Annotated in this window: 14 protein-coding genes; 7 read left to right on the top strand and 7 right to left on the bottom strand. The window is 49.6% G+C overall.

What is annotated here, in order from left to right:
- Positions 1–68: 68 nt before the first annotated feature.
- Entirely contained in the window at positions 69–3443 is a 3375-nt protein-coding gene (locus tag J9253_RS05260; RefSeq protein ID WP_210223617.1) for a chemotaxis protein CheB, read from the top strand.
- Positions 3440–4054, top strand: a complete 615-nt coding sequence (locus J9253_RS05255; protein WP_210223616.1) for a response regulator transcription factor — start codon at positions 3440–3442, stop codon at positions 4052–4054. The genes J9253_RS05260 and J9253_RS05255 overlap by 4 nt, the downstream gene beginning before the upstream one ends.
- A gap of 24 nt (positions 4055–4078) precedes the next feature.
- On the opposite strand, the gene J9253_RS05250 is transcribed toward J9253_RS05255, so the two are convergent.
- From J9253_RS05250 to J9253_RS05240, 3 genes are read right to left on the bottom strand one after another with little or no spacing between them, the layout of a single operon-like run.
- Positions 4079–5620 (bottom strand): SpoVR family protein, encoded by a 1542-nt coding sequence (locus J9253_RS05250; protein WP_210223615.1) that lies wholly within the window; start codon positions 5618–5620, stop codon positions 4079–4081.
- Positions 5620–6909: a YeaH/YhbH family protein gene (locus tag J9253_RS05245; protein ID WP_210223614.1), complete on the bottom strand. Its 1290-nt coding sequence runs from the start codon at positions 6907–6909 to the stop codon at positions 5620–5622. Before J9253_RS05245 ends, J9253_RS05250 begins: the two co-directional genes overlap by 1 nt.
- Before the next feature lie 26 nt (positions 6910–6935).
- Positions 6936–8861 (bottom strand): PrkA family serine protein kinase, encoded by a 1926-nt coding sequence (locus tag J9253_RS05240; RefSeq protein ID WP_210223613.1) that lies wholly within the window; start codon positions 8859–8861, stop codon positions 6936–6938.
- Between the two features lie 265 nt (positions 8862–9126).
- Between J9253_RS05240 and J9253_RS05235 the strand changes: the two genes are divergently transcribed.
- The 3 genes from J9253_RS05235 to J9253_RS05225 all read left to right on the top strand — a co-directional run bounded on the left by J9253_RS05235 (position 9127) and on the right by J9253_RS05225 (position 12259).
- Positions 9127–9657 (top strand): SCP2 sterol-binding domain-containing protein, encoded by a 531-nt coding sequence (locus J9253_RS05235; RefSeq protein WP_210223612.1) that lies wholly within the window; start codon positions 9127–9129, stop codon positions 9655–9657.
- 76 nt (positions 9658–9733) lie between these two features.
- Complete coding sequence (creD, locus tag J9253_RS05230) at positions 9734–11110, top strand: cell envelope integrity protein CreD (RefSeq protein WP_210223611.1); 1377 nt, start codon at positions 9734–9736, stop codon at positions 11108–11110.
- A gap of 3 nt (positions 11111–11113) precedes the next feature.
- On the top strand, positions 11114–12259 hold the full coding sequence (locus J9253_RS05225; RefSeq protein ID WP_210223610.1) for a class I SAM-dependent methyltransferase: 1146 nt from the start codon (positions 11114–11116) through the stop codon (positions 12257–12259).
- Here the strand turns inward: J9253_RS05225 and J9253_RS05220 are convergent.
- Together J9253_RS05220 and J9253_RS05215 are read right to left on the bottom strand one after the other, a co-directional pair.
- Positions 12220–12951 carry a M48 family metallopeptidase gene (locus tag J9253_RS05220; RefSeq protein WP_028489850.1) on the bottom strand — a complete coding sequence of 244 codons (732 nt, stop codon included), beginning with the start codon at positions 12949–12951 and terminating at the stop codon, positions 12220–12222. The genes J9253_RS05225 and J9253_RS05220 overlap by 40 nt on opposite strands.
- A complete protein-coding gene (locus J9253_RS05215; protein WP_210223609.1) occupies positions 12938–16102 on the bottom strand; it encodes a type I restriction endonuclease subunit R in 3165 nt (1054 codons plus the stop codon). Before J9253_RS05215 ends, J9253_RS05220 begins: the two co-directional genes overlap by 14 nt.
- A 143-nt stretch (positions 16103–16245) precedes the next feature.
- On the opposite strand from J9253_RS05215, the gene J9253_RS05210 reads away from it, so the two are divergent.
- Positions 16246–17307: an SEFIR domain-containing protein gene (locus tag J9253_RS05210; RefSeq protein ID WP_210223608.1), complete on the top strand. Its 1062-nt coding sequence runs from the start codon at positions 16246–16248 to the stop codon at positions 17305–17307.
- Between the two features lie 7 nt (positions 17308–17314).
- Positions 17315–17956 carry an SPOR domain-containing protein gene (locus J9253_RS05205; protein ID WP_210223607.1) on the top strand — a complete coding sequence of 214 codons (642 nt, stop codon included), beginning with the start codon at positions 17315–17317 and terminating at the stop codon, positions 17954–17956.
- Positions 17957–17963: 7 nt separating this feature from the next.
- Here J9253_RS05205 and J9253_RS05200 read toward each other — a convergent pair whose 3' ends face one another.
- Both J9253_RS05200 and J9253_RS05195 read right to left on the bottom strand, forming a co-directional pair.
- A complete protein-coding gene (locus J9253_RS05200; RefSeq protein WP_210223606.1) occupies positions 17964–18227 on the bottom strand; it encodes a hypothetical protein in 264 nt (87 codons plus the stop codon).
- 282 nt (positions 18228–18509) lie between these two features.
- Positions 18510–19340: a YhfG family protein gene (locus J9253_RS05195; protein ID WP_210223605.1), complete on the bottom strand. Its 831-nt coding sequence runs from the start codon at positions 19338–19340 to the stop codon at positions 18510–18512.
- Positions 19341–19349 lie beyond the last annotated feature (9 nt).

Raw genomic sequence — 19349 nt, 5'->3', positions numbered from 1 at the left:
CACTTTTTTTGGATTTTTTGGTGCATCCACATCTGCTATTATCCTCTTGCATAAACAGGGAAGAAGCCATGACGACTGATAGAGAATCAGAGCAAACCGAGCAAAAGATCGACGATAACCGCATGATTATCGTAGGGATTGGTGCATCGGCGGGTGGACTGGAAGCACTCCGCGCACTGGTTCCCAACCTGCCGATTGATGAACGGGTCGTTTACATCCTTGCCCAGCACCTTGACCCCAAACACAGCAGCATGATGGTGCCGATCCTAGCACGTGAAACCCAGCTTCCCATTGCCGAATTACAAGACAAGCAAGCGCTGAACGCGGGTACGTTTTATATTATCCCGCCAGCAATGGACGCTTTCTACGCCAACGGGCATTTTCACTTGGAAAAAGCCACTGGCATTGGCCCCAAACCCTCGGTTGACCGCCTGTTTGCCTCACTCGCCGAAAACCACGGCAGGCATACAGTGGGCATCATCCTCTCCGGTACGGGTACTGACGGCACGCACGGCATCCGCGCCATCAAGGCCGAAGGTGGCATTACCCTTGCGCAACTGGAATCCACCGCCCGTTTCGACAGTATGCCGCATTCTGCTATTGGCACGGGGCATGTCGATCTCGCACTTCCCCCCGAAGATATTGCCCAGCAAATCCACGATATGCTGGCACAACCTGATATTTCCTTTCTGTTTGCTAGCAAGCCCGAACCCAGCGAAGACGAGATTCAGGAAATCCTGCGGATGCTGCTTGACCAGACCGGCACGGATTTTCGCGATTACAAACGTAATACGCTGTTGCGCCGCATCGAACGGCGCATGACCGTCCACAAATGCAAACAACTGAGTGAATACGCTGCTTTCCTGAAGCAAAAACCTGAAGAACTCTATGAGCTGCATAACGACATCCTGATTTCGGTCACCAGCTTTTTTCGCGATACCGATGCGTATCAGGCACTACGCCGGGTGCTGGAAGATATCGTGCCACAAGGTGGCCATGAAATCCGCGTCTGGGTTGCCGGGTGTGCGACTGGCGAAGAAGCCTATTCCATCGCCATTATGTTGTCGGAATACCTTGGCAACCGCATCGCCCGTTACAAGGTGCAAATTTTTGGTACCGACCTGTATGACGGCGTGCTGACCATTGCGCGTCAGGCGCGTTACTCCAAAGCCTCGGTTGCCGGTATTGAACAGCGAATCCTCGACAAATACTTCATCCAGAAAGACGGTGAATACCAGCTTACCCAAACCATCCGCAACATGGTGCTGTTTGCCCGCCACGATCTGGTGCGTGACCCACCGTTCTCACACCTTAATTTAGTAACATGCCGTAATGTACTGATTTACTTCAACCAAACCTTGCAGCGCAATGTGCTGGAATCCTTTCACTACGGGCTGGAACCGGATGGCATTATGTTTCTTGGCAAGTCCGAAACCATCGGTGGTAGTGATCGCTTGTTTATTACCGTTGACCGCAAAGCACGCATTTACCGGCGGCGCAGTGATGTCAAAGGTCACCTGCCCTACTTGTTACAAAGCCGTTCCTTACGGGAACAACGTAACCAGCCATATAACGGCAATGCGCGTGATAAGCCGCGAGCCAAGCTACAGGACTCCATCGACAAATTGCTGGTCAATATTTATCAGCCTGCCTGCATCATGCTGGATGACCGCCAGGAAATTGTCTATGTACGTGGTCAAGTTGACCCTTTTCTGGGGTTTGCTGAAGGGCGGGCGGCATTAAGCGTGCTTGACCTGATTCGCCCCGAATTGCGTCAGGACTTGCGCGGGCTGATATACAAAGCCCGGCGTACCGATGAAACCATCAGCAGCCGCCGCATCAATTTCAAACTGGGGGGTGAAGCCGTGCGCATCGTCATGCGTACCCGCCATTTCCCCGCCGGAAAATTGACAGAAAGCGAAGTCAGCATTGTCATCTTTGAGGTACTGCCGCCCAGCGACTACCCCAACAGTGCCGAGCAGGATGCCCTGCATGTCAGCGATACCTTGCGCCTCAAGGAACTCGAAGAAGAATTGCGCGAAGTTCGCGAAAGCCTGCAAACCACCATTGAAGAGCTGGAAACCTCCAACGAGGAACTGCAATCCACCTACGAAGAAGCGCAGTCCACCAATGAGGAACTCTACACCTCAAGCGAAGAGTTGCAGACCTCCAACGAGGAATTGCAATCCACCAACGAAGAATTACGCACCGTCAATCAGGAAGTCAGCGTCAAAAGTAGCGAGCTGGAAGCTGCCAACCTGCAACTCAAAGCCAGCAATGACCAGTTGCTCCACGAAATTGAGGAACGCAAATGGGCAGAAGCACGTCTGGAAATCGAACGCGCCAAACTCGACACCATTTTCCAGAGCCAACCCAACTGGATTAATATTTGCACGCTTGATGGCATGATTGAGGAGGTCAACCCGGCAGGCTCCATCATTATGGAAGCCAAACATCCGGGGCAATTGATCGGACACTCACTCAAAGACTTCATGTTCCCCGAATACCAGCACGAGGTTGATACATGTATCAACCAGATTGCCAAAACAGGGGAGTTTCATGCCCGTGAAGTGAAAGTCAAAACCTTCAAGGGCAATGTACGTTGGCTGGAAATTCGCCCCGTGCTCATCCATCTCGATAATGACGAACTGCGTATTATGTCGATTATTGTCGACCATACCGAGCGCATGATTGCCCAAAACCTGCTGGCTGAACGCCAACAGGAACTTGCACACATTATGCGCCTCAATACGCTGGGAGAAATGGCATCCGGTATTGCCCACGAACTGAATCAGCCGCTATCAGCCATTGGCAATTATATTCGTGGCTGTGAATTACGCATGAACAGCAAAGAATGCAGCATGGAAGACATTGCGGATGTCATGAAATTAGTGAGTACCCAAGTGCGACGGGCAGGCGAAATCCTGCGTTACGCTAAAGACTTCACCCGCAAAGATCAGGATGTGGAATGGCGTGAACATGACATCAACAGCATCATTAAAGAAACACTACACCTGTTGGATACCACAGAACAATTCAAACAGGTCAAACTGAACACAGCACTATCCCCGCATCTGGGTTTGGTAAACGTCAATAAAATACAGATTGAGCAAGTATTGGTTAACATGATACTCAATGCGCTGGATGCAATGGCTGAAACGTCAATAAACACTATCGACTCCCTGTATATCCGCAGTGAACCGCTTGGCAATCAAGAGGTGCGCGTATCAGTCATTGACGAGGGCACGGGTTTGCCCAATGATTTTGCCAGCAAAATCTTCCGTCCATTTTACACCAGTAAAAAGAATGGCATGGGCATGGGGTTGCCGATCAGCAGTTCCATTATCGAAGCACACGGTGGTAAACTTGAGGCCAGTAATAACAATACCAAAGGTGCAACGTTCAGCTTCACGTTGCCAATCAAAGGAAACAACCGTTCATGAATTATCAACCAACCGTTTTCATTGTTGATGACGACCCTGCTGTGCGCGATTCATTGCGCTGGTTATTGGAGTCGATGCGTTTGAGGGTCGCCACTTTTGGCTCTGCCGAGGATTTCCTGAAGTTTTACACCATGCACATGGTGGGCTGCCTGATTCTGGACGTGCGGATGCCGGGTATGAGCGGCTTGCAATTACAGCAGTTCCTCACCAAGCAAAAATACTCGCTACCGATTATTTTCATCACCGGGCACGGCGACATTCCCATGGCCGTGCGGGCAATGCAGGCGGGTGCAATGTATTTTCTGGAAAAGCCTTTTGAAGACCAGGTGCTGCTCGACTACGTGCATGAAGCCTTGGCACTGGACAATGACAACCAGCAATCCCGCATCCGCCTGACCATGATTCAGGCGCGTATTGCCAATCTGACCGAACGCGAACGCGAAGTGATGGAACTGGTGATCGACAACCATTCCAACAAGGAAATTGCCAGCAAACTCGGCGTTAGCATCAAAACCGTCGAGTTTCACCGCAGCCACATGATGGATAAAATGCACGCCACCTCCCTCATCGAACTGGTGAACATGGCGCGGGAAGCTACCAGCAACGAGTAAACGCTGGCAGCCGTATGGGTGGAATCAGTTCTGGTGCTCACCCACCAAATGGTAACTGCGCACGGTGCGCCCATCGGGTTCCACCGAATGCAGGTGTACGTCGTAACCCCACAGCCGATAAACGTGGCGCAGCATTTCATTCACCTCGCCATTCAGCGGGCGGCGTTCATTCAGCACATGCTGCAAGGTCAGGGAACGGTCGCCGCGCAGATTCACCTTGAAAATTTGAATGTCCGGCTCTTGCTGGCTCAGGTTGTATTGCATGGACAAGGTTTCCCGTACCCGCCGATAACCTTCATCATTGTGGATCGCGGTCACGTCGATGGTGTTTTTGCGGTCATCGTCTTCCAGCGCGAAAAAGTGGAAATCCCGGATAATTTTCGGTGACATAAATTGCAGGATGAAGCTCTCATCGCGATAATTGCGCATCACATGATCCAGCGTGGTCAACCAATCACTCCCCGCCATATCCGGGAACCAGTGCTTATCTTCCTCCGTTGGGTTTTCGCAAATACGGCGGATGTCAGTCATCATCGCAAAACCCAAGGCATAAGGGTTAATGCCACTGTAATACGGGCTATCAAAACCGGGTTGCATCACCACATTGGTATGGGAAGTGAGGAACTCCATCATGAAGCCTTCGTTCACTAGCCCTTCGTCGTACATCTCATTGAGGATGGTGTAATGCCAAAACGTCGCCCACCCTTCGTTCATTACCTGCGTCTGGCGTTGCGGGTAAAAATATTGCGCTACCTTACGCACGATGCGGATGATTTCACGCTGCCAAATGTCCAGTGAAGGCGAATTTTTTTCGATGAAATACAGCAGGTTTTCCTGTGGATCTTCAGGAAAATGGCGAACAGCCTTTTCTTCTTCGCGCTCACGTCCACGGTGCGGCAAAGTGCGCCACAAATCGTTGATGTGTTGCTGAATATACAGCTCACGTTCCTGCTGGCGGTTTTGTTCTTCCGCTGCTGAAATCGGGGCGGGACGCTTATAACGGTCGACCCCGTAATTCATCAAGGCATGGCAAGAATCCAGCAACAACTCGACCTGCTCTACCCCGTAACGCTCCTCACACTGGCTGATGTATTTCTTGGCAAACATCAGGTAATCAATGATGGCCTCGGCATCCGTCCAAGTTCGGAACAGGTAGTTGCCTTTGAAGAACGAGTTATGCCCATAACACGCGTGCGCAATCACCAGCGCTTGCATCGTCATGGTATTTTCTTCCATCAAATAGGCAATGCAAGGGTTTGAATTGATGACGATTTCATACGCCAACCCCATGCGCCCCCGACTGTACTTCTGTTCAGTGTCGACGAAGTGTTTGCCATACGACCAGTGATTGTAAAACACTGGCATCCCGATGGACGCATAAGCATCCATCATCTGGTCAGAGCGGATCATTTCAATCTGGTTTGGGTAGGTATCCAGCTTGAACTTGTCGCGGGCAATGCGGGCAATCTCGCGCTCATAAGCTTCGATGGTGGCAAACGTCCATTCCGAACTGGTCGAAATATAGTGTTTTTCAGGGTAATCTTTTTCAGGATTATGCTCAGTCATCAGTCAAGCTCCTCACCCGTGTGGCGTTTAAACAATTCACGGAATACCGGGTAGATTTCCGCATTATTGCGCACCCGCTGGATAGCAAAACGATCCATAAAGTCCCGTTGCAAATGCTCATACAGATGCCACAAGCCTTGCGGATCACGGTCGCCAATTTCGATATAGGTGTAATACTGCACAAAGGGCAGAATATTGCTGATCAGGGCATCATGGCAGCGCTGGTTATCTTCATGCCAATTGTCACCGTCCGAGGCTTGCGCCACGTAGATATTCCACTGGCTGGGGGAGTAACGCTCTTCAATGATGTCGCCCATCAAGTTCAAAGCGCTGGACACCACCGTTCCGCCGGTTTCACGGGCGTAGAAGAAGGTGTTCTCATCCACTTCCTGCGCTTGGGTATGATGACGGATAAACACCACCTCAATCTTCTCGTAGTTCTTTTTCAAGAACAAATACAGCAGGAAAAAGAACCGTTTGGCGGTGTCTTTTATATCCTGTGTCATGGAACCCGATACGTCCATCACGCAAAACATCACCGCTTTTGGCGACGGCTTCGGGACTTTCACTTTGAGGTTGTACTTGAGGTCGAAATCGTCCAGCCACGGAATCGCGTGAATCTTCACATTCAGGTGGGTCAACTCAGCTTTTAGCAGCGAGCGTTGGGCTTCCGTTTCCGGGCTGTCACCTGCCTGCTCCAGCGCTTCGAGTGCTGCCAACACTTCGCGGCGACGACGGCGTTCCTTACCACGCAAGGCAATGCGGCGGCCTTGGGCACTGCGCATCGAACGCACAATATTGATTTGCGCCGGATTACCGACTTCGCTAACACCCGCACGGTGATAGTCAAAGGAATCCGTACTCAATAACTGGCGCTTGACCATATTGGGCAAGGCCAAATCTTCAAACAGGTATTCGAGGAATTCCTCCTGCGAGATCTGGAACACGAAGTCTTCCATGCCCTCGCCATCGGCGGAAGCTTGCCCGGAACCACGACCACCACCCGCACCACCGGGTGGACGCTGGATACGGTCGCCTTCGACAAATTCCTTGTTGCCAGTATGCACAATGCTACGCTTACCGCCTTCACCATGACGGAACACAGGTTCGGAAATGTCGCGTTTGGGGATCGTAATACTCTCCCCCTGCTCCATATCCGTGATGTTGCGGCGGCTGACAGCATCCGATACCGCCCGGCGAATCTGTTTCTGGTAACGTTTGAGGAAGCGTTCCCGATTCACCAGACTCTTGTTTTTGCTGTTCAGTCGACGGTCAACGATATAGGCCATACGGCACTCCTTATGGTTGTTACCGATTACTGCGACTTGCGTACCCGCAAGTACCATTCAGCCAGCAAACGTACCTGCTTTTCGGTGTAACCACGTTTCATCATGCGCTCCACGAAGTTGTTGTGTTTGCGCTGTTCATCTGCCGTGGATTTTGCCCCGTAGGAAATGACCGGCAGCAAGTCTTCGGTGCTGGAGAACATTTTCATCTCGATGACGCGGCGCAGCTTTTCGTAACTCGTCCACGCTGGATTACGCCCACCATTATTGGCACGCGCCCGCAGTACGAAGTTGACAATCTCGTTACGGAAATCTTTGGGATTGCTGATACCGGCCGGTTTCTCGATTTTTTCCAGATCAGCATTGAGCGATGAACGATCGAGGAATTCGCCGGTTTCAGGGTCACGGAATTCCTGATCCTGAATCCAGAAATCCGCGTAAGTCACGTAACGGTCGAACAGATTCTGACCATATTCGGAATACGATTCGAGGTAAGCCGTCTGGATTTCCTTGCCGATGAAATCCACATAACGCGGCGCAAGGTATTCCTTGATAAAGCGGATGTAACGGTCTTGCAGTTCGCGCTGGAATTGCTCCTTCTCGATCTGGCGTTCCAGCACGTACATCAGATGCACCGGGTCAGCCGCGATTTCGGTGGCATCGTAGTTGAACACTTTCGACAAAATCTTGAAGGCGAAGCGGGTGGAAAGGCCATTCATGCCCTCGTCTACGCCACCGGCATCCTGATATTCCTGGATGGTCTTGGCCTTGGGATCAATATCCTTGAGGTTTTCACCGTCGTAAATACGCATTTTGGAAAATAGGCTGGAATTTTCCGGCTCTTTCAGGCGCGACAGAATAATGAACTGCGCCAACATCTTCAGCGTATCCGGCGCACACGGCGATGCAGCCAGGGAACTGTTGAATAGCAGCTTGTCGTAAATCTTGATTTCTTCGGTCACACGCAGGCAATACGGCACTTTCACGATCGACACACGGTCAATGAAGGCTTCGTTATTGCGGTTGTTTTTGAACGTCTGCCATTCAGATTCGTTGGAATGCGCCAGAATCACCCCGCTGAACGGGATAGCCCCAATGCTTTCCGTGCCATTGAAGTTGCCCTCCTGCGTGGCGGTCAACAATGGGTGCAGCACCTTGATGGGTGCTTTGAACATTTCCACGAATTCCATCAAGCCCTGATTTGACAAGCACAAACCGCCGGAATAGCTGTAAGCATCCGTGTCGTTCTGCGGGTAATCTTCCAGCTTGCGGATATCGACTTTCCCCACCAGTGCCGAAATATCCTGATTGTTTTCATCGCCCGGCTCGGTCTTGGAAACCGCAATCTGGTTAAGGCGCGAAGGATAACGTTTCACCACTCTGAACTTGGTAATATCCCCGCCGAATTCGTGCAAACGCTTCACTGCCCAAGGCGACATAATGGTTTTCAGGTAACGCGAAGGAATGCCGAAATCTTCTTCCAGAATCGCGCCATCTTCTTCCACCGTGAACAAACCCAGCGGGGATTCGTTGATCGGCGAGCCTTTGATGCTGTAAATGGGCGCTTTCTCAATCAAGGCTTTGAGGCGTTCCGCGAGGGAAGATTTACCACCGCCCACCGGCCCCAACAGGTAAAGAACCTGTTTACTCTCTTCCAAACCCTGCGCAGCATGACGGAAGAAGGACACGATTTGTTCAATGCACTCTTCCATGCCATAGAATTCGGAAAAAGCCGGGTAACGGCGGATGACTTTGTTGGAAAAAATGCGGCTCAGGCGCGGGTCGCGGGACGTATCGACCAGCTCGGCTTCACCGATGGCGTACAACAGCCGTTCAGCGGCGGTGGCATAGGCCATATTGTCGCGCTTGCAAATATCCAGATACTCCTGCAACGAGTATTCTTCTTCTTGTAAGGCTTCGTATCGAGACTGATAGTGATTGAAAATGCTACTCATATTATACCCCTTCATGGTGAATACGGGGGGCAGGTAACTGCCCTGCGGTTGTATATCCAGATGACTATCTTCATCTGATAGTGACAGTTTGCAAGTCAAATGCCAAGTGACTGTAAGCTGACCGGTGTTGAATATAAGTGAAAAAGTGTAATTAGCAGACCAACGGATTCTCTGCTATACCCTTATGGTCAAGTGTTGCAATGATGACTATTACACTTTTCAATGCTGGCAATTCAAACAAATGAGAATGAGGAGGATTTTTTACATGCTAAAACAGATCACACTGGTGTCTAGTCTGTTGCTTATCGCATCCGTACCCGCCCATGCGGTTGAATTCATGGATGCTGCTTGGGCAAAACAAGCCTGCGCGGCTTGGAATGCAGACGCCAATCTGACCAGCGGTCTGATGGACGCTGACGGCTATTCCTGGATTAAGAACGACAATAAACGAGGCTACAAACTGGTGCAAATGTACCGCACCGATTGTGGTGAAAGTACCAAAGTACAGCTCAACATTGTTATGCAAGGCGACAAAGCCACATGCAGTTACGGTGGCGCTCCCGATGGCAAGAAAATGGACGCTAGCTACGACTACCTGATGCACGCTACTGATGCAGACTGGACTTGCATGGGCGAAGGCAAGTTCGGTTGTGGTGCAATGGGTGCGATGGCATCCGGCAAACTGAAATTCGACGGGCCAAAAATGGAAGCCATGAAAGTCATGGGGCCGTTTGAAGGCTTTCTGCAACTCACGGGCAAAGTAGCCGGAACCAAAACCGAGTGTAAGGCCAAGTAAACACTCGCATGACGGGGTGTCAGTCTACACCCCGTTTCATGCTATTATCTGCGCCGTCAATATCAGGATAACAAACATGTCGGAGCAGCTCCCATCCCCTCTTCAAAACTACCGAATGCGCAGCTTGTCGCAGTCGTTCGGCTTCCGTACCGTTGTGATCATTTTACTGGGTTTGCTGATGCTTATCCCCTTACTCATGGCGGAAAAAGTTGTTACCGACCGCAATACCTATTATCAGGAAGCATTGCATAATATTGCCGCGTCATGGGGTAAAAAACAGACCTTAACCGGCCCGGTATTGGTCGTGCCATATGTCGAGCATTTCACCAACGTCGATACCGTCACCGATGAAAATGGCGAAAATCGGGTGGTCAGCAAAGACATTTACAACGACCGCACCGCCATTTTGTTACCAGAAAATCTTGAAATCCGCGCTGACCTGAAAGAGGAACACCGTCAACGCGGCATTTATGACGCACTGGTTTACACCGCCAACGTCAGCCTTACCGGTAAATTCAACCACGCCGCCGTGCTGCAATCCGGCGAAGGCGAACGCCGTATCTTGTGGAACAAAGCCTTCATCGCCATCGGGCTGGATGACACCCGCGCCATTGATACCGCCTCCAACTTTTTCTGGAATGACGGGCGCACCGGCCTGCAACCCGGCACCGGCATCAGCAAACTGTTGCCCACCGGTTTCCACGTACCGCTGAGCGTCAACGCCGACAGCAACCCCAACAATGAATTCAAGCTGACCCTGAGTTTACGCGGCAGCGACGGGCTGTTGTTTGCACCGCTGGGTGAAAACACTACCATCCGCATGACATCCTCTTGGACTCACCCCAGCTTTCAGGGTGAATTGTTGCCGGACAAACACGAAGTGGGCGAGGAAGGTTTCCATGCCGAATGGGACATCCCGCATCTGGTGCGCAGTTACCCACAATACTGGGTGCTGGAAGATCAGCAGGACAAGGCTTACGATTTACGCGAAGCCACCGCCGGGGTCAGCCTGTACGAGCCTGTTTCGCTGTATTCACGCATTACCCGCGCTGTCAAATACGGGGCGCTGTTCATCACCCTGACCTTCGTGGTGTTCCTCGCGTTTGAAATCAGCCTGAAACGGCGGCTGCATGTGCTGCAATACGGCATCGTCGGGGTAGCACTCTCGCTGTTTTACCTGATCCTGCTGGCTTTGGCGGAACACATCGGCTTCCTCTATGCCTACCTTGCCGCTGCCTCCACCACTGTGCTCAGCATTACCTTTTACATGGGGGCAATCCTGCACAATAGTCGCCGCACGGTACTCATTTTCCTGCTGCTCGCCACCTTGTACGGCTTGCTGTACCTGTTGTTGCAAATGGAAGATTACGCCCTGCTGGTCGGTGTTGGCCTGTTATTGCTCGCCCTGCTCATCATGATGACCGCAACGCGCCACCTGAAACAAAGTGATTAAACAATGGATAAATTCACACTCGATTGGCACAGCACGGTAGCAACCCACCGTGACCTGTTGTTTTCCAACAAAATTATGGCAGGGCATTGCGCCCAACACAACAGCATCACCTACGCCCCCGGTGAAGCCTGCGCACCCTTGCAGACAAACCAGCCGCCAGTCAGCTTTCCGCGTCACCAGTTTAACGGCAAGCAACGCCACCTGAACATCGACCCCAAGGTCGGGCGCTTTTACCCGCAAGGCTATGCGTGGGAAGCGCTGGATTGCGCCCGCAACGATTTCCGCCCGTTCCGCTTGATTGGTGCAACGGCTGACACCCTGACGGTGGATACCAATCACCCGCTGGCAGCCTATGCCCTGAGCTTGAGCGCTCCCTATGAGGAGGCGCAATGGCCGGATATTGCTGCGCTGCTCTGTGCCAATGGCGCCGGAATGCAAGCACCCTACCCCGGTGTCAGCCCTGACTTTTACGGCACTTACCCCTTCAAGCGGGCGGATGAGCGTGATGACACCCAGTTCTACCACACCCCCCGTCTGGTCAACCATCTGGATAAAACCGCACGGGCGCAACTGACGGCACTCTACGGGCGACTGTTACAACCGGGCATGAAAATCCTCGATCTGATGAGCAGCCATGTTTCCCATTTACCGGATGAGTTGAATGAGCTGCACGTCACTGGGCTGGGCATGAATCAGGCCGAATTAGCCGCCAACCCACGTCTGCAACAGCGGGTAGTACACGACTTGAACCTAAACCCGCAACTCCCCTTTGCTGATGCCAGTTTTGATGCGGTGATTTGCAGTGTTTCCATCGAATACCTCACCCAACCGCTGGCGGTCATGCAGGCGTTGGCGCGGGTGGTCAAAACAGGTGGCAAGGTTATCATGGCGTTTTCGACCCGCTGGTTCCCCAACAAAGCCATCAGCTTGTGGATGGAAATGCACCCCTTCGAGCGTCAGGGGCTGGTGTTGGATTATTTCCTGAAAACTGCGCAATTCAGCGACTTGCATACGGAATCTGTTCGGGGTTTGCCACGCCCAACGGACGATCCGCATAGCCGGGAAACGGCGTTATCTGATCCGATTTTTGCGGTGTGGGGGACGAAAAGCTACCACACTTCAGCAGACAGATATTCTGCATTCAACTGACCCCGCAAGCTACGCCACTGCGGCAGGAACTCATCCATGAGTGCAGTAAAATTGGCGTTATGTTGCCGCTCCAACAAATGCGCCAATTCATGTATCAACACATATTCCAAGCATTCCGGCGACTTCTTGGCGAGTTCCAGATTCAACCAAATACGCTGCTCAGTGATATTGCAGCTTCCCCACTTGGTTTTCATGCGTTTGATACCCCAGTCCGTGACTTGCTTTCCAATACGCGGCTGCCATTTTTCCAATAAGACGGGAATACGTTGTTTCAATTGTTGGCGGTAATAATCGTGTAGCAAACGTTCGCGGTTTGCGGTGCTTGTACCGGGGGTGACGCTCAGGTGCAGGAACTCCCCTCTGGGCGCAATCTGATGTTTGCCGGATTGATATACCACCTCCAACCGATAGCGCGTTCCCCATAGGTAATGGGATTCACCGGACACCATTTCACGTAGACTTTGACGGGGTTGCTGCTGGAAACGTTGCTGTTGGGTTTTAATCCATTTCAGACGTGTTACCACGGCGAGGCGGATATTGTCGGTACTAAAATGCTCAGGTGCTGAAACCCGCACCTGCCCATCCGGTGGATATACCCCTAAATGCAGATTTTTGATGGCTTTGCGTGTGACATACACGGGAATGTCACTGACAGTAAACAGAGGATTCGACAAGGAGCTAGTGGTATTCATACTGCGCTTTGATTAGCTTTAACAAGTCCTCTACTGTAGCAGAGTCCTCGCCTACTACCCGCGTGACTGCCTGACGAACCCGCTTTTCTTTCATGTGGGCGGCGGCATTATTGCCTGTCCAGCCTGCTTTTTTGTAGCTCATCACGGTTTCATGCACGGCAAGCGTCAGGCTTTCGTCACGCTCCAGATTCGCGTAGAGGTTGCGCATGGCTTGGGTTTTGAGGGTAGTGGGATAATCTTGCGGTATTTGGCTTTGGCGCATTTGTTCTGCCAATGCCTTGAGCTTTTCCAGATATTGCTGGTATTCCTGCACTTCGGTCTGACGTTGTTGGATCAGGGCATCCAGCAAGTCAGACAAATTATCGTAGTAAGCCGGGTTGACGCTGCGAGTATCGCTAATATTTTTGCGGATGTTGTTTTCGATGGTTTCCGCCACGGCTGTTTCGCTTTTGCGCACGCTTTCCGGCAAACGGCTTTCCAGCGCGGCAATGCCACTATCAACCAACACTTCAATCAAACCTTTGTCGCCGAAGTCTGCCAACATATCGCTATCATCGGCGCGGATAAACTGGTCGAAGATGTGACGCATCGCGGGTTCGAGGTCTTTGGCATCCTTATAATCACCACTGGCAAGTTTCACCGCCTCCCTTGCGTCGTGATAGTGGCGCACTTCCACCCGGATTTTTTCTGCTTCACTGGCGGAATAGCCCACCTCCTGCAACTCCCCGGCAATCTCGGCATACGCCCGTAGATAAGCACCGCTCAGTTTGTAGAATGCGAGGCGTTTGGCTTCGTTCTGTTCGGCTTCGTCACGGTTCAGCGGATTGCTGGCAACGAAGTAAGCCAGGTAATCATTGGTATCTCGCGGCAACGCAACGGGTTCACACAGGGCTTTAATCGCTTCGCGGGTTTCTTCCAGTTTCAGCTTGGCTTGTTTCAGGCGGTTTTTCAGCAAGTCTTGTATATCGGTACTGTCATAGTCGGCAAATGCGCCACCCGTGTAATCACCCATTGCGTCTTTGATGCTGTTGAACAGGTCTTTGTAATCGATGATGTAGCCGTAGGTTTTTTCCTCACCATCCAGACGATTGACGCGGCAAATAGCTTGAAACAGCCCGTGGTTTTGCATTTTCTTGTCGATGTACAAGTAGGTGGCCGATGGCGCGTCGAAACCTGTCAGCAGTTTATCCACCACAATCAGCAGGCGCATTTGTGCAGGTTGTTCCTTGAACTGCTTTTTGACCTTTTTCTCGAACTCCTCCACGCGTTTGACGGCTTCATCTTCGGGTTGATTGAAATACGTTGCCAACATCTTGCGGTAAATCTTGTATTTGTGCAGGTTTTCGGTGTCGCCCTCGTCACCACCCTCGCCTTTAATACTGGCAGCCGTGGGTTGGTAACTGGTGATAATCGCGGATTTACCCGCCAGACTGGCATCCGTTGCCGCAAGCAACTCATACACCTTGCAAGCTTGGTACACATCTGCACACACCAACATGGCATTACCGTGCTGACTCTCCAAACGTGGCTTGGTGGTCATATCCAGCACAATGTCATTCACAATTTGCTGCAAGCGGGATTTGCTGGAGAGCACGCTTTGCATGGTCAGCCATTTTTGCTTGACCCGCGCCTTGGCAATGTTGGAGAGATTTTTGGTTTTTTCCGCAAAAAAAAGGTCGATCTTCGCCTTATTACCCACGTATTGGCTAATGTCCCGCGCTTCGTAGCATAAATCCAGCACCACGTTGTCATTGACCGCTTGATCAAATTTGTAGGTGTGAATGTAAGAGCCAAACGTTTCGATACTGGTTTGCTTGTCATCTTTCAGCAACGGCGTGCCGGTAAAGCCCACAAACAAGGCATTCGGCAACAGCTTTTGCATCGCCTTGTGCAGCTTGCCGGACTGGGTACGGTGGCATTCATCCACAAATACAAACAAATTGCCTTTGGCGGAAAAGTCCTTGGGGATACTGCTCAGCAGTTCCTTGATGAAGGTGCTGGTCTGTTGTTCGCTGCCCTCTTCGCCCGCGCCGAATTTGTGGATCAGGGAGCACATCAACCATTCAATCGGCTGGTGCAACACACCCAGCATGTCGCGCCCACTGTTGCAGCGGTAAATGTGTTCGTCGACCCCCTTGAACACACCTTCGATTTGTTCGTCCAGCTCGGTGCGGTCGGTAATGATCAACACGCGGCTGCCATCAACATTTTCGCGCAGCCACTTCGCCAGCCACACCATGGTCAGGCTTTTGCCTGAGCCTTGCGTGTGCCAGATAATGCCGCCCTCGCGTTGGTGTATACGGGCTTGCGCCGCTTTGAGGCCGAAATATTGGTTATGGCGACACAGCTTTTTCACGCCAGCGTCAAACACTACAAAGTCGTGGATGAGCTCCAGCACACGGTGTTTGCTGGCAATGCGTAACAGAGCGCAATCCAGTGGGCTTTCTACCGTACCGCAGTTGTATTGGGGCAAGTATTGTTGGTCTTTGCTGTCGGTTTTCGGGTTGTACGCGGGGTTTTCTTCTCGCCATTCCAGATAATATTTGGATTTGGTTTCAATGGTGCCGTAACGCAAGCCTTCGCTGTCATTGCCCGCCATCACCAACTGCATTGTGGTGAAAAACGGGCGGATGAAGGTGCTGCTTTGGTTATCCAGATTTTGCGCAATGCCTTCCGCCACACCCACGGTAGCGCGTTTCAGCTCCAATACGCCCAGTGCGATACCGTTGACGTACAGCACAATATCGGGGCGCTTGTCATACTTGCCGCTAATCGTGACTTCTTCGGCTATGGCGAAATCGTTATGGGTGGGATTTTCCCAGTCAATCAGGTGGATGGTACGGGTGTGTTCACTGTGGTCGGGCTTGATTTTTACCCCATAACGCAGCAAGCCGTACAAGGTCTGATTGGGGGTATAAAGATTGTCGCCATCCCCCAAGGCATTATCTCGCGCCAATTCTTGCAGGGTTTTGTCAATCAGGGCATCACTGACGTTTTGCTTGCGTAACCACGCGCTCAGGTAGTCGGGTTCGATATTGCGGTTGTTGGCGCGTTTTTCCCAATTGCCGAGGTACTCGTAACCGAGTTTGTCCTGAAACAAACGGACGACGCGGTTTTGGGTGATGCGCTCGCGGTCACTGACGTTACTCATGTCTTCCGAATTTTCCTTTTATAAACAAAATCTTAAAAAAATAACACACAACATACAGACTGGCATAAATTTAAGCTCATAGAAGAGACAAATTACCATAAAATCGGTAATATCTCATATCCTAAACTTGACCCCAGTAAAGCATGTCACCAAAAGTTTTCATCAGCTACAGTCACGATTCTGACGAGCATCGCCAGTTTGTACTAGAGCTATCTGAGCAACTACGTGATGATGGCATTGATTGTTTCATTGATCAGTACGTCAACGGCGCACCTCCCGAAGGCTGGCAGCGGTGGATGAAAAAACAGATTGAGCAAGCACACTTCGTTTTGGTTGTTTGCACACCAATTTACTTAAAACGCTTCGATGGGGAAGATCCTAGTAGTGGTAGAGGTGTTAACTTTGAGGGAACAATCATATCTCAAGTACTGTATGACCAATTTCAACAGAACACTAAGTTCATACCAGTAATTCCAGAATCCGGTAACATTGATAACGTACCATGGATATTGAAAAGTGGATCAACATACAAACTAAACTCTGACTACGAAGTACTATATCGCGTACTAACCAATCAACCGAAAAATTCAGCAAAACCATTAGGCAAACTAAAACGATACCCTATAGGCGAAAGATCAGTTCCTAAAAAAATAGAGCGCAAATTTATCATGTCAAAAAATTTAAAAATTGCCGCAGTCATATCGTCGATCATTACAATACTGGCATATACAACTGGAATACCGAGTATTCCTGATCTTTTAGGAAAAAAGAATATAGACACTCCTCAGTCTCCTTCTGCAAATGGAAATATCATTAGTGGAAGCAATAATATTGTAGGGAACCAAACCAATAATGAGGTTAAAGGAAATCAAAACAATAATAATATTGACAGCATTCAAGTTCAGAATAACTACTATGAATCAAATCCTAGTAATAGCTCGAATAGAACAACTGATTCCGTTCCAAATGAAATAGGAGGTTATGTTTATGATGCCATTACAAAGCAATATCTTGATGGAGTAGTTGTTACAATCCGTGATGAAAACATGACAACAAAGACCAATGGTTATTTTTCATTTAAAAATATTATGAACAACCCGAAAAATAAAGAAATTGTTAGCTTTGCAAAACTAGGATACCATAGCGAAACCATTGAAATAGCATTTGGAAAAAAAGACGCACCTATTAAATTAAAACCAGAGTGATCAATTTATGGACTTTAAAAAAACATCAAAAATAGCAATTTTACTATTAATTTCTATTTTTCCTGAAATTTTATATAGCAAAACTCTTTCAGGAGTTTTATATGCAGTTGATAGTAAAGGCATAGAAAGACCATTAGACGGAGTTAGAATAACAATTTCTCACACTGGACAATTTGACGAAACAAAGAATAATGGGCAATTTGAAATTGAAATACCAGAAAACCTAGATTCAGGCGATAAAATAAATCTCACAACAGATAAGAATGGCTGGTCAGTTTTCTCTCCTTATGATGGAGAAACATATATCCCCAAAAATTGGCAAACAGAACGACTAAAAATCAGAATTGTTCCATATATCATTAGCTTATTTCCAAACGTCTATTATGACTCCACAATAAAAAACCCAGACAACACCATTGGCGGATATTGGGTACAAGTAATTGTCACATCAAGTAAAAACAAAGCTGACCGCTTTATTAGCCTTCTGCAATCAAAAGGGTTAAAGGCACGTTCAGAGCCAATTACCTTAAAGAAAAAACTCAATTACCAAGTAAGCACTGGCCCTTTTAAGACTGAGGATGAAGCTAAAAAAGTTAGAGATCAACTTATTAACGATCCGAACTTACCAAATGATATTTTTGTCCCATAACGAACTATTACCATGCCTGTGTTTTCAGCCGCATCAACGCTTTATTAATGTGTTTAGGCTGCATCAATTTGGCTTTACGGGCATTCCAATCGGTAACGCCTTGCTGAATTACCTTATTATCAGCGGTTTTGTTTTCGTTAGCTACCCAATGGACAGTCGCTAATAACTCCATGCCGTAAGGCGTTTCAAAACCTTCAATCAATTGGCTAACCTGTTGTAAACGCTGCGCGGCTTCGGCATCGTCGGCAAGGAATTGCTCCGCTTGTTGCACAGCACCCGCCAGCAGGTAGATTTGTGAATCCTTGCTGCGGTTCGCCGTAACCCCGGATGAAGTGTCCCTCCATGCGTTGCAGCATATGGTTGAGGTTATCCGCATAAGAGCCGTACAAATGTTTGGTGTAATTCAGGTGCAACGGTTCACCCGCCACTTGCAGGAAATACGCCAGTTTTTGCACTTCCAGCAAGCTCAGTCGGTAGCCCTGTCTGGAATAAACTTCCATTGATTTCAATAATAAAGCAATTTGGCGAGTTATCACTTTCTAACCTTTCCGCATTAATCAACACTGTATTTTTTCAGTACATCAGCCAATGAAGCGGGCGTTTGTTTACTTGGTATATCAATCCCTTCCAAACGGGAACTATGCACAAAATTCTCTCGCTTTGTTTGTTCGTACAGTTCATCCGGTGATACTTCGGGTAAACCTACTGCCAACCGCGTCCTCCCCGTCAGCAACTCCTGCATCATCCCCTGCTTCATCGCCTTGGTCTTCGCCAGCCGCTGCTCCAATGCCGCGATGTCCTCATCCATCGCCGACAACACCCCCGCAATCGCCCCCTGCTCTTCTTTTAGCGGAACAATAATTTGAAATTCAAGCAGTTTTTCAACAGATAAACCGGGCTGTGCTGAAGATTCGGAATACTGATTTAAATTCATATCATCCAGAACAAAAGCAAGCCATTTAATATTTGTGTTTAATGTGGGTGTTACGACAATGGCATGTTCTGATGCAAAGAATTTACCTGTAACACTTATAATATTACCGCATAATGCGCCTTGCCGCCCGATAAGCGCATAATGTCCCTCATGGGTATATTGTTTTGTAAAACCACGCAAACCATTACCGCCATAACAAGGATAATCTGCATTATCACTAATGGCTTCAGCAGTAATTGTCATTCCACTTTTCATTGAGCAAATAGCTTTTAGCTTGCAAACCTCCCAATCCTCCGGTATTTCCCCCAACTCGCTCGCCTTCATCCCTTTGCCTTCACCAAACCCCGCCAACCGTTGCTTGCCCGTCAAAAGCTGCTGCATGGTAGCGGTTTTTATATCGCGTTTTTTGGCAATCTGGGCATTGAGTGGTAACTGTTCACGGGCTTGCAACTGCCAGAG

It is taken from the genome of Thiothrix litoralis, from assembly GCF_017901135.1.
GTDB lineage: Bacteria > Pseudomonadota > Gammaproteobacteria > Thiotrichales > Thiotrichaceae > Thiothrix > Thiothrix litoralis.
Note: the sequence above shows the minus strand (reverse complement) of the source record. Positions and strands in the feature narration are given on the sequence as shown.